This window comes from Lysobacter soyae (genome assembly GCF_019551435.1).
In the GTDB taxonomy this organism is placed as follows: Bacteria; Pseudomonadota; Gammaproteobacteria; order Xanthomonadales; family Xanthomonadaceae; genus Solilutibacter; species Solilutibacter soyae.
The window spans coordinates 1,570,334-1,582,801 of sequence record NZ_CP080544.1 but is presented as its reverse complement, the minus strand read 5'-3'; the positions used below and the strand labels follow the sequence as shown (position 1 = coordinate 1,582,801).

The 12,468-nt window shown below is 59.4% G+C and carries 9 protein-coding genes and 1 tRNA gene; 3 read left to right on the top strand and 7 right to left on the bottom strand.

The features are described 5' to 3' along the window. Positions 1-3 precede the first annotated feature (3 nt). The 4 genes from H8L67_RS07665 to H8L67_RS07650 form a co-directional block, all read right to left on the bottom strand. On the bottom strand, positions 4-1,266 hold the full coding sequence (locus tag H8L67_RS07665) for an NnrS family protein (RefSeq protein ID WP_220379255.1): 1,263 nt from the start codon (positions 1,264-1,266) through the stop codon (positions 4-6). Next, positions 1,266-3,569, bottom strand: coding sequence for a nitric-oxide reductase large subunit (locus H8L67_RS07660; protein ID WP_220379254.1), 2,304 nt, complete (start codon positions 3,567-3,569; stop codon positions 1,266-1,268). Before H8L67_RS07660 ends, H8L67_RS07665 begins: the two co-directional genes overlap by 1 nt. Before the next feature lie 93 nt (positions 3,570-3,662). Continuing rightward, on the bottom strand, positions 3,663-5,216 hold the full coding sequence (locus tag H8L67_RS07655) for a histidine kinase (protein WP_220379253.1): 1,554 nt from the start codon (positions 5,214-5,216) through the stop codon (positions 3,663-3,665). After that, positions 5,213-6,892, bottom strand: coding sequence for a histidine kinase (locus H8L67_RS07650; protein WP_220379252.1), 1,680 nt, complete (start codon positions 6,890-6,892; stop codon positions 5,213-5,215). The genes H8L67_RS07655 and H8L67_RS07650 overlap by 4 nt, the downstream gene beginning before the upstream one ends. Before the next feature lie 84 nt (positions 6,893-6,976). Between H8L67_RS07650 and H8L67_RS07645 the strand changes: the two genes are divergently transcribed. After that, positions 6,977-7,597, top strand: a complete 621-nt coding sequence (locus tag H8L67_RS07645) for a response regulator transcription factor (protein ID WP_220379251.1) — start codon at positions 6,977-6,979, stop codon at positions 7,595-7,597. Positions 7,598-7,759: 162 nt separating this feature from the next. Here H8L67_RS07645 and H8L67_RS07640 read toward each other — a convergent pair. Further along, positions 7,760-7,844: transfer RNA gene (locus H8L67_RS07640), tRNA-Leu, on the bottom strand. A 94-nt stretch (positions 7,845-7,938) separates the two neighbouring features. On the opposite strand from H8L67_RS07640, the gene rnr reads away from it, so the two are divergent. Further along, complete coding sequence (gene rnr / locus H8L67_RS07635; RefSeq protein WP_220379250.1) at positions 7,939-10,299, top strand: ribonuclease R; 2,361 nt, start codon at positions 7,939-7,941, stop codon at positions 10,297-10,299. 26 nt (positions 10,300-10,325) lie between these two features. Beyond that, entirely contained in the window at positions 10,326-11,078 is a 753-nt protein-coding gene (gene rlmB / locus H8L67_RS07630; RefSeq protein WP_220379249.1) for a 23S rRNA (guanosine(2251)-2'-O)-methyltransferase RlmB, read from the top strand. On the opposite strand, the gene rnt is transcribed toward rlmB, so the two are convergent. Next, positions 11,060-11,710 carry a ribonuclease T gene (rnt, locus tag H8L67_RS07625; protein WP_220379248.1) on the bottom strand — a complete coding sequence of 217 codons (651 nt, stop codon included), beginning with the start codon at positions 11,708-11,710 and terminating at the stop codon, positions 11,060-11,062. The two genes, rlmB and rnt, sit on opposite strands and share 19 nt — an antisense overlap. Positions 11,711-11,759: 49 nt before the next feature. Beyond that, entirely contained in the window at positions 11,760-12,464 is a 705-nt protein-coding gene (gene phoU / locus H8L67_RS07620) for a phosphate signaling complex protein PhoU (RefSeq protein ID WP_220379247.1), read from the bottom strand. Between the last annotated feature and the right edge of the window lie 4 nt (positions 12,465-12,468).

The window sequence follows — 12,468 nt, the reverse complement described above, 5'->3', positions numbered from 1 at the left end:
AATTCAGCCCGGTTTGCCATCGGCACGGGGTTGCAAATAAATACAGCCGGCGCGAACCACCCACGGTAAGAACCCGACGATCCAAAGCAGGGCGGCAAGGGCGAAGCCGGCCATCGGATCGCGAAAAATCTCGGTGAAGACACGAATGACCGCGGTGATCTGGATCAACGCAAATGCCCACCACGCAACGGTCGGCATCTCCAACAACCGACCCGAATGACCCTGCGTGACGCGCGTCACCATGGCCACCATCAAGCCGCCGAAGCAGCCGATGTACAAACCATGCAGCGGACCGCGGCCCAAATGTGCAACGGCGGGATGCGTCAACGCCAGCAGATCTTGCGCACCTATGAGGGCGAAGGCGATCGGCATCCACGCCAAGGCGATGAAAAGGATCCTCAACAGGCCAGGTGCCTTGCGGCGCGGCCACCAGCGAACGAGCGCAATCGCACTGGCCGCGGAAAACAGCCACTCGACACTCCATGCCATCTGCCCGTCCCCGGTGATCTTAAGAATGCAGGTGGCCAGCATCGCCGCCCAAAGGACCGCGATCAGCCACGTCGGACGCCACATCGAATAGCCTTCAACGACATTGTTTGCGAAGAAAGGAAACATCCGGTGCGCCACGGTGAAATACACCGGCACCAGCATCAAATACGTGCCGATCTTGATGCTGGCCAACATCCAACGCGGATCTTCCAGATTCAAATAGACGATGGCTGCCAGCAGGCCGGCAAACCCGAACACCATGCCGACAAAGCACGACCACGCGTGCCAGTGCCTGCCTTGGGTGGCCGCTCTCGCTTCGCGCAATTTTCCTCCCAACAAGACAAGGCCCGTCAACCATCCAGCGGCGGTCATGAACATGCCGATCTGGACCAAGACCTGTAGTTCGGAAAACGCACCGGCAATCGTCGCGACTTGGCCGCCGAGCAAGCCGGCGCCCACCGGTACGAAATGCCACCGGTCGAATTCTTTCAGTCCCATCCATCGCGGAAACACGGTCAGCAGGAAACCGAAGAAAAACGGCGGAAACAACTGGTATTGCATGACCGTCGCGTGCAGCCAACCGGCAAAGAGCGGCGGCTGCGGCAAGTGCACCCATTGCCAACGCGCGTTGACGAGCCAACACAACCACCAGGCCGTGGCCAGCAACACATTTAAGGCGCCCACGAAAAACAAGAGGCGGTGCGGTGCCCGCGCCAAGGTCTCGATGCCGAGAGCTTGGCGCGCGGCGGTCACCTGCGGGTGCGCATCGGTGGCCATCAAACCGTGCCTCGATCCAGAGTGCGTTGGATGTCTTCATCCGACGTACGATCAAATGCAGGATCCGCCTTAGGCAGGATCCAGTGCCGCAACACGAACCACGCCAGCAGCAGCGCGCCGATCGAGAAGATCAAATCGCCGGGCATGCGCATCCACACCAGCACATCGATGATCGGCTTGCCCATGAACTCCGCCGAACGTGCGTACCAGTAGCCGTGTTCAAGCGCGGCTTGCAGTTGCAAGGTTCCGAGTGGCAGCAAGGTCAGCACAGCCATCAAAGTCAGTCCGACGTTGAATGCCCAGAACGCTGCTTTCAACGTGCCGGTATGCCACAAGGCATTGCCCTTCAAACCGCGCAGACAGAACAACATGAGACCGATGCCGAGCATGCCATAGACGCCGAACAATGCGGTGTGGCCATGCAGCGGTGTGAGATTCAAGCCTTGCATGTAGTAGAGCGCAATGGGTGTGTTGATGAGGAAGCCGAACAAACCGGCGCCGACCAAGTTCCAGAAACTGACGGCGAGGAAGAACATGATCGGCCAGCGATAACGCGCCATCCACGGCACTGCCCGGCTGTGCCGCCATGTTTCATGCGCCTCCAAGCCGATGATTGCCAACGGCACCACTTCTAGTGCCGAGAACGACGCCCCCAACGCAACGGCCGCCGTCGTCGTACCGGCGAAGTACAAATGGTGGAACATGCCGAGCACGCCGCCGGTCAAATAGATGATCGTTGCAAACAACACGTTGTTGGTGGCCGTCTTGCCGCGAATCAAACCGAGTTTGACGAACAGGAAACTCAATACGGCGACCGCGAACACTTCGAAGAAGCCTTCAACCCACAGGTGCACGACCCACCAACGCCAATACTCGACGACCGAAATATGGGTTTTTTCGCCCCACATCAGACCCGCGCCGTAAAAGAGACCGATGGCCACTGTGGAGAGGAACATCAGACCCACGATGGAAGACATTTCATCCTTGCGACGCAATGCCGGCCACAAGGCGCGCCCGACCAGGAACAGCCACAGGAGCAAGCCGATGAAAAGAAACGCCTGCCAAAAGCGACCGATGTCGACATACTCCCAGCCTTGGTGACCGAACCAGAAATTGTTGGCCAACCCCATTTTCTGCATGACCGCAAACCATTGACCGGCAAACGCGCCGACAACAATCACCAGCAGACAGACGAACAGGAAGTTGACGCCCAGGCGCTGAAATTTCGGCTCATGACCCGAGATTGCCGGTGCGATGTAAAGGCCGGTGCCGAGCCACGCGGTGGCAATCCACAACACCGCCAATTGCGTGTGCCAACTGCGCGTCAGTGAATAGGGCAAATACTCGGCGATCTTGAAGCCGTAAGCCTCCTGACCTTCCACTTGGAAGTGTGCCGTGGTGGCGCCCAGCAGGATTTGCACCAGAAATAAGGCGATGACGATCCAAAAGTATTTCGCGGTGGCTTTCATCGACGGCGTGATGACCAAGCCGAGCATGGGATCGCGCGCAGGCGGGATCGGCGCATCTTCCTTGCCGTGATAAGCCGCGTAATGCCAAGTGAGCAGGCCCACACCGGCGATCAGGAACAAAATGGAAAACATCGACCACATGAACGCACTCGGAGTCGGCGTGTTGCCGATCTCGGGGTCATAGGGCCAGTTGTTGGTATAGGTGACGCCGCTTTTTTCCGGTCGGTCGGTGCTGGCGGCCCACGCCGTCCAGAAAATGAAGGCGGTCAGCGCGCGGCGATGTGCTTCATCCGGCACGGTGTTTTCGCGCATCGCATAGGTCTCGCGCAGATCATGTGTGGCCGGATCGTTGGAGAACAGACTCATGTAGTGTGCGGCGACAGCACTCATCGCCATTGCGCGCTGATCCGATACGACCAGATCACCGGTTTTTGCATCATAGGTGTTGGTTCGGAACTCGCGCCGGATACGCGCGTTCAACGCCGCGGATTCCTCGGGCGTCAGTGCGCTTGCCGGCACGCCTTCCGTGGCACGCGCCATTAGCTCGGTACGCGCCTCAACCTCGCGATGGATCCAGTCCGCCGACCAATCGGGCGCCACCAAGGCGCCGTGGCCCCAGATCGAGCCAAGTTGTTGTCCGCCGATGCTTTGCCAAACCTGGCGTCCGGTCTCGATGTCGGCTTTCGTGTAAAGCGCTGCACCTCCGGTTGTGACAACACGGTCCGGAACGGGCGGTTTTGAGCGGTATAACTCGCTGCCGAGCCATAGCATCGCGCCGAAGCTGGCAATCAACAGCGCCGCCAGACCGACCCACAGTTTCTTTGTCGTGGACATCATTCTTCTCCGATCAACTCCGATCATGTTCAATCGGTGTTCGGCGTCAGTTATTGATTCAGGTCAAGCGCACGCGCAATTTGTGCGATCGGATTACGCAGTCACGCTCTGGCGGAGCAGGGCATGTAACCGCAGGCCGGGATTGCGCTTGCGGATCCACAAACGACCGTCGAGTGCGGTAATGCGATGTTGCATGGTCAACAGGCCGTTTCCCCGGCGACGAGTGAACGTCATGCCGATGCCGTCATCGCGCACGTCCACGAACAGATGGATGAACCCGTTGCGCGCATTGATCCGGAAGCGAACTTCACAGCAAGTGGCGTGCGAGTGGCGCACGACGTTGGTGACGGATTCTTGCACCAATCGATACGCAGCCAGCAGGTGGGCGTCGTGCAACCGCGCCAGCCATCTCGAGTCACCCTGCAATTGGACGTCGTATTGAATACCGGCGTCTTCAGCCAAGCGACGAATCGCCCCTTGGTCGACGGCGCCGAACAAACCGAGTTCGTCCAAGACGGCCGGCCTCAGTCGTTCCAGCACCGTGTTGATGTTTTGGCGCATTCCCCGCGTGATGACATGCAAGGTCTCCAGGGCATTGACCCGACCCAGCGAGCGAAAATCATCGCGCAGGATCGACAGATAGGTCTGCAGGGCGGTCAGGCTTTGTCCGAACTCGTCATGCAATTCGGCGGCGATGCGGTTGCGCTCTCTCAACTCGCGATGCAAGTTGCCTTCCGCCGCTTCGGCGAGTTCCGCGCGAAGTTGCTCGCTGCCCGCATCTGCGCGAAGTAAGGCATCCGTTTGCTGCACGTGTTCGTCTATAGACGCGCCCAGCAACAGACACAGTGCGCCAAGCACCGCAATGAAGGTCTGGGGATGGAGGCTGTCGTCGGTGTTCGCAAGATGCAATTGCGCAGCCACCATCGTGGTGGTGATCAACACCGCGAGCACTGCGCCGAACCAGCCGCGTTTCAACGTGAAGAAGACGGCGGCAACCAACAGCAGCAAGCGCAAAATTTCGGTGGTGCCAGCGACATTCCGCGCAAAGTAAGCGGCGCACAAGTACACAATGGCGATCGGGAAATACAGGGCCAATCCGGCATTCAATGGCTGTGGATGACGGGCGCGGGTTTCACGCGTTTGCCACGCGATGAACAAAGGGGCGAGCAGCATGATGCCGACAAACGCACCGATGAAGTGGTTGAGCCCGACTTGCGTGGCGGAAACCACGGATGGCCCCTGCAGGTCACCGGACGTCCACAGCAACGAGACGTCCGTTGCCGCTTGAAGGGTTGCCGAAAGCAAGGCCGCAAGGTGAAGCGTCGCCATCGTTTTGACCGAGACGTCGGACGCCTTCCGTATGCCATTGGCGCGCAGCACGCTGGCGCCCGACATCGCGACAATCGATGGCATTACGGCCGCGCAGAACCAGAAAAACAAGCCGGAGGCGGGTGGGGAAACGAGGGTGAGTGAAACGACATTCGCCGCCGTCAGTATCGGCCATGTGCGTAGCGGCAATGCCCAAAATCCCAGGAACAACACCCCAAGGGCAATATTCCAATGGTGTGAACCTATTTGCGTCAATCCGAGCACAGCGCACTGAATCAACAAGATCACGGCCACGTGCAGCATCCATCCTTGCTTCATACGTGGCGCCCCTGACGGAACAATGCGTGGAGTCGGAATCCGGGGTTCCCCGTTTGAAGGTGCAAGGTGCCGCCGAGGGCGGTGACGTGATCTTGAATTGCCGCCAAATCCCGGTTTTGAATGCGCGTGTCCACCGACTCATTGCCGTCATCGCGAATGTCGACGAACAGATAGGTCTCGCCGGCCCGATGATCGATTCGCAGGCGGACGCGGCAGTAAGAAGCACGCGCATGTTGTACGGCACCGTTCACCGTTTCCTGCACCAGGCGATACGCGGCGACGCGCACAGAGTCATGCAAAGCCGCAAGCAGTCGCGCATCGCCAAGAAGGTCGACCGTATAGCGGATGCCGGCGTTTTCAGCCGATTGGCGCAAGAAGCCTTGATCAATGGCACCGTACAGGCCCAGTTCGTCCAGCGCGGTAGGACGCAGTTTTTCCAGCACCTTGCGCACGCTCTGTCGCATTGTGTTGGTGATGCCATCCAATTCCTGCAACGTCTCCAGCCGATTGGCGCGCGTAAATTCCGGCTTCAACAAGCGCAGGTGGGTTTGGAAGGCCGTCAGGTTTTGACCGAACTCATCGTGCAATGCCCCTGCGATGCGCTGGCGCTCGTTGGTATCGCGCGCCAGGTTTCCAGCGGCGGCGAGGGCGAGATGGTGATGAAGACGTGCCTTCATTCGGCTCGACGCACGAAGGCGTTTGAGCTGCGCGCGATTGGCATCCATCAGTGCACCAAAAAGCAAAGCGGTCGCGCCGGTGATGGCAAGAAAAGCCTGGAGAAGCCAGGGTTGGACGTCAAACGAGCCGATATGATCCTGCCATGCCACCACGACGCTGACCACGACCAGCGACAGGAACGCGCCCCGCCAACCGTGGCGCAACGCAAGCACCACGACGGATGCCACCAACAACAATCGAAACAACGGGCGGATGCCGATCAATCCGGGCAATAAAGTGGCCAATAAGAAAGCTGCCACGATCGGGGTCAAGGTGGTCAGCGTGGAGATGACTACCGGACGATTGTTCCGGAATTTCGGGCGCGACAGCACCCACATCGCGATGGGGGTGACCAGCAGGACCCCCAGGAACGCGCCTGCCAAATGCATGAAGCCGAATTGAAAAAGGAGCGCCGGGGCATTGTCCGAATTCAAGGCGACCATGTTGACGATCTTCGACATGCGCAGTTCACCGACCTGCCGGTCATCCATGACATAAACCAGATCTTTGAGCGCTTGTAGAACCGCGCACGTCAACGCGGCGCCGATCAGATATTTGAACTTGTGCGGCGTGTTCTCACTGCGGATGCGAATGCCGTGATCCACCAACAATTGAACGCCGGCCATGGCGACGAACGGCGGAAAGACATTGCCCATGGCCGCTTGGATGTAGCTGTTCCAATACCCCAAGACATGGGACTCGTCGAAGTACATACCGTCGATCAAGAACGCGCCGCGGGCGAAATTGGAAAGGATCGCGGTGAGGATGAAAATCCACCAACGACGCCTCGGCAGGATCCACAACGCACAGAATTCGAGGCCGACGCCGATGTTCCAGTGCCAAAATCCCAGCGGGTAGGTGAGCTCGCGCACAAGCGAGACGCAGGCGATGAACAGCAGCGTCGTGCGTAGCGACCAAGCGTCCTGCTCGGAGAAATCGGGGGATTGTGCGGTTTTCATCGCGACCAGACTAGCTTAGGAACGCCACGTTTCTGTGCGACATTTTCTGCCATTGCATCCCTAATCTGGTGGCACACTGTGACCATGCTCAAAATTCTTCTTGTGGATGACCACGCGATTGTTCGTGAAGGGTTCAAACGTCTGTTTGCCGATGCCGGCGGATTCGAAGTGGTTGCCGAGTCCGGGGATGCGGCGTCGGCGCTTGAAGCCGTTCACCGGTTGGCGCCGGATATTGCAGTGCTCGACCTGAGCTTGGGCCGGGGTGCGAGCGGCTTGGCGCTGCTCTCGCAAATCAAAGAGCAGGCGCCGGGCACGCAGTGCGTGATGATGAGCATGCACGATGATCCCGGTTTGGTGCTTCGTGCACTCGAGTTCGGTGCGCGTGGCTATGTCAGCAAAGCGGTGGCACCGGACGAGCTGGTCGGCTTGTTGCGGCGTGTCGCGGAAGGTGAGGTGGTCTTGAGCAGTGATTTGACGCCCACGCATTCCGCCACCTCGCGCCCGGTCGGTCTGACTGCACGCGAGCGGGACACTCTGCGCGGCTTGCTGTCCGATCTGCCGCCCAAAGCCATTGCCATGGACCTCGATATCAGTGTCAAAACCTTGTACCGGCACCGGGCGAACCTGATGGAGAAACTCGGGGCCCGAACGCAGGGCGATCTGGTGCGCATCGCGCGCGAGCGCGGATTGTTGCTGGAGGGCTGAGCGCGGTCAGGGGGCGAAAGATTCGCGGTTTCCGTCGCTGCGATCAGACGGTAGGGTAATTACACCGGCAACGTTGCACGCGAAAGCCGCTGCGTGGCCACACGGATTCGTGGCCTGCCGGTACAAAAAAACCCGCCATTGGCGGGTTTTTTTATTGAATCTTGGTGCCCAAGAGAGGACTCGAACCTCCACGCCTCGCGGCGCTAGTACCTGAAACTAGTGCGTCTACCAATTCCGCCACCTGGGCAGGTGAGCGGGATAGTGTGCACCGGAGGGCGCAACCTGTCAATCCGCCGCGACCATTGACGGCGCTTGCAAGCGGGCTGTGCAACCATTCACGGATGACCAAAAAAACCACGAAGGGCCGCGGTAAACAACCGGCCAAGGGATTCAAGCCCGGATCGAATCCACCCAAAGGCAAACGGCGCAACGCTCTCCCGGGTTGGCTGCCAGATCGCCCCATGCAAATGGCCATGGATCCGATGGCGCGCCGCGAGGCCGAGCGCTATGCCGACCCGATTGTGAGTCGCGAAGCCATCCTGTTGTTCTTGTCCCAGGCGGGCGAGCCGCAATCCGATATCGCCATTGCCAAGCAGTTTGAACTTACCGCCCCGGAGCGTTTGGACATCTTGCGCAAGCGACTGGCGGCGATGATGCGCGACGGTCAATTACTGCTGAATCGTGCCGGGGCGTATTTGCCGGCGCACAAGGTGGACCTCATCGCCGGCACCTTGATTGCCAATCCGGAAGGATTCGGCTTCTTGCGTCCGGATGAAGCCGGTGAAGATGTGTTCCTGCCGCCCTATGAGATGCGCAAAGCCATGCACGGCGATCGTGTGTTGGTCAGCATTGCCGGACTCGATCGTCGCGGTCGTCCGGAAGGGAAAATCGTCGAAGTCTTGGAGCGTCGGGTCACGCGGCTCACCGGGCGGTTTGTCCTCGAGTCGGGAATCAGCTACATCGTTCCGGATGACAAGCGCATCCAGCGCAATGTGCAGATTCCGCAAGATGCACGGGAAAACGCAAAGGATGGCCAGCTGGTGGTCGCTGAAATCACCAGTCCGGGCGACAAAATCCGCCCGCCGATCGGCAAAATCATCACCGTGCTCGGCGACAAGCTCACCGCTTCGTTGGTGGTCGAGGCGGCCATTCACGGCCACAATCTTCCGTTCGAATTCCCACAAGCCGTGCTCGACGAGGCTGCGGCGGTACCGCTTGAGGTGCCCTCATCGTTGGCGGCGACGCGCTTGGATTTGCGCACGCTGCCTCTGGTCACGATTGATGGCGAGGACGCCAAAGACTTCGACGACGCCGTTTGGTGCGAACCGACCGCGCGCGGCTTTCGATTGATCGTCGCGATTGCCGACGTTTCCCATTACGTCAGACCCGGCACACCGTTGGATGACGAGGCGCAACTGCGCGCCACGAGTGTGTACTTTCCGGGCTTTGTCGTGCCGATGTTGCCGGAGACCTTGTCGAACGGCATTTGTTCGCTCAATCCGAAAGTCGACCGCCTGTGTTTCGCCTGCGACATGGAGATTGATGCGCGCGGTGAGGTGCTGCGTTCAAGTTTCCACGAAGCGGTGATGCGTTCGCATGCCCGCTTGACCTATACCCAGGTATGGAATGCCTTGAGCGATGAGGTATCGGAGGAGGATCGTTTGCAAGGTCTGTCGGCGGTGGGCGATTTGTTGCCGCAGATCCGCAACTTGCACGCCTTGTACAAGGTGTTCTCCGCAGCGCGGAAAGCGCGCGGTGCCATTGAGTTCGAATCGTCGGAAGTTCGCTTCGTCCTCGACAACACGGGGCAGGTCACCCAAGCCGGCATGCTGCTGCGCAATGATGCCCACAAGCTGATCGAAGAGTGCATGATCGCGGCCAATGTTGAAGCCGCGCGGTTCTTGGAGGCCAACCACATCCCCGCGCCGTATCGCATCCATGACAAACCACCGGAAGCGAAATACGCCGACACCTTGGAATTCCTCAAGGAATTTTCGCTCAGCCTCCCGCCTTGGGGCAAAGTGCAGCCGGGGGATTTCACGCGCTTGCTGGAGAAAATCCGCGAACGGCCCGACGCGGCGCTGATCGAAACCGTACTGCTGCGCAGCCAAAGTTTGGCTGTCTATTCACCAGACAACATCGGGCATTTTGGCTTGGCGTTGGCAGAGTACGCGCACTTTACTTCGCCGATTCGCCGTTACCCGGATTTGCTGGTCCACCGGGCCATCAAGCATGTGTTGCATGGGGGTAGCGCCGCGAAAGATTGGTACTCGCCGCGCGAAATGGCGGCGTTGACCCTTCAATGCAGCGAGCGTGAGCGTCGTGCAGATGAAGCCGAGCGTGAAGTGGATGAGCGCTATCGCGCCGCATGGATGGAAAAACATGTCGGCGGCAAGTTCGATGGCGTCATCAGCGGCGTCACCAATTTCGGCTTGTTTGTCGAGCTTGACGAATCCAAGGTCAACGGGTTGGTGCATGTCACGCAACTGCCGAATGATTTTTACCACTTAGATCCGATCCGCAAGACCATGACCGGCGAGCGCCGTGGACGTGTCTTCCGGTTGGGCGACCGCGTCGAAATCATCGTGATGAAGGCCAATATGGAAGACCGGAAAATCGACTTCAAATTGGCTGAAGGTGGGGCGCCTGCGCCCAGCGAGACGCGCGGCAAGCCGGCTAAACGCGTCAAAAAGAAATATTGAGTGTTGAGTGCAGGCACAATACGCGCATGAGTAAAGATTCCCAATGGGTGGTCGGCCTGAATGCCGTCGCCGCCGCGCTAGAACATGACGCGGCCCACGTGCTCGAGGTACTGATCGAGGCAGGCAGTCAAAACCCGCGCGCCACCGACATCGAACAACAGGCGCGTCGCCTGGGGATTGATGTGCGCAAGGTCAGCAAGCAGGCGATGGAAGGTATCGCCGGCGGTGGCACGCGTCATCAAGGCGCGGCGGCCCGCTATGCGGCGGCGCCGACCCTGGATGAAAACGACTTGCAGGACATTGTTGACCGGGCCGATGGCAAGGCGCTGATTCTGGTCTTGGACGGCGTGCAAGATCCGCACAATCTCGGTGCCTGCCTTCGCAGTGCGTATGCCGCGGGCGCGCATGCCGTCATGATTCCGAAAGACAAGGCCGTGCAAGTCAATGCCACGGTCAGAAAGACGTCTGCCGGCGCCGCCGACCGGATCCCGGTGGTCCGTGTAACCAATCTCGCGCGTGCCCTGAAAGATTTGCAGCAATTGAACGTGTGGATCTACGGCATTGACGGCGAAGCGACATCACGCATTTACGACACCGACCTCAAGGGCAATGTCGCGCTGGTGATGGGCAGTGAAGGTGAGGGCATGAGACGACTGACGCGCGAACATTGCGACGGCATCGTGGCGATTCCCATGCCGGGTCAGATGGAAAGTTTGAATGTATCGGTCGCTGCCGGTATTGCGTTGTTTGAAGCGGTGCGTCAACGCGTCTGCGCTTGATCCAATCGCGGCGGACCCCAGCGGTTCACCAAAGTACAGAAGACATCAGCGGTGCGCTCGGCATCGTAGAGCGCGGAATGCGCGGCCTTGCTATCCCATTCCACGCCGACCGCTTGAACGGCACGCGCCAAAACGGTTTGACCCAGCGCCACGCCTGCCAACGTCACGGTGTCGAAGACCGAGAAAGGATGAAAGGGGTTGCGCTTGTGCTTGCTGCGCGCGACTGCCGCATTGACGAAGCCGAGATCGAAATGCGCGTTGTGCCCGACCAGAATGGCGCGTTGGCAATTCTGCGTGCGGACTTCTTCCCGGACCAGTGCAAAGACATGCTCCAGAGCGTCACGCTCGGGCTTGGCCAAGCGAAACGGATGGTCGAGTTGAATCCCCGTCACTTCCAGTGACTTCGGATCAATTTCCATGCCTTCCGCGGGCACAACGTGGGCGTGTGCGCTGTCGTGCGGCCGGAGTTGACCGGCCTCGTCGAAACGCAAGGTGACGGCCGCGATTTCCAACAGCGCATGCTTACCGCAGTCGAATCCGCCGGTTTCCACGTCCACCACCACGGGCAGGAATCCTCGGAAACGGTTGGCCATGGTGAGGGGTGGGGTGTTCAACGGGTTCGAGGCATCCATGCCCCAAGTTTAACGGGGTCGCCACCACACGGGCGACCTCCGCTTGTATTCAATCGTGCATCGAGCTCGACGTATCCATCTTTGCCCGCGGCGGAAGGTCTTGTCGGCCGTGGACACGATAGACGATGTTCTCAGCGATGTTGGTGGCATGGTCGCCGATGCGTTCAATGTTTTTCGCCATGAACAACAAATGCGTGCACGAGGTGATGTTGCGCGGATCTTCCATCATGTAGGTCAACAACTCGCGGAAAATGCTTGTGTACTGCAAATCCAACGCGGCATCGTCATCACGCACCTTCAATGCGGCCTCGGCATCGAGTTCGGAGAAAGCGCGCATCACATTGCGCATCTGCTGGATGGCCAGTCGACCGAGCGAATCCAAGCCCATCACATGCGGCACCGGCAGCGCCGGCGCGGAGTTGAGGGCGATCGAACGCTTAGCAAGGTTCGAAGCGTAGTCGCCGATGCGTTCAATGTCCGACGCAATCCGCAACGACGACAGGATAGCGCGCAGATCCGAGGCCAAGGGGCCGCCGGTGGCGAGCTTCATCACGTCTTCGCTGACTTGATGCTCGAGCATGTCAATCGCGTCGTCGTTGGCGACGATGCGTTGTGCGGCGCGATCGTCGCGGCGGCCGATGACATCCAGCGCCGCTTCGAGCTGGGAAATGGCCATCTCGCCCATACGCTCGATTTCCGACCGCAGGCGCGCGTGTTCGTCTTGCACACTGGAGATGAGGTGATTGTTTGCCATAAAA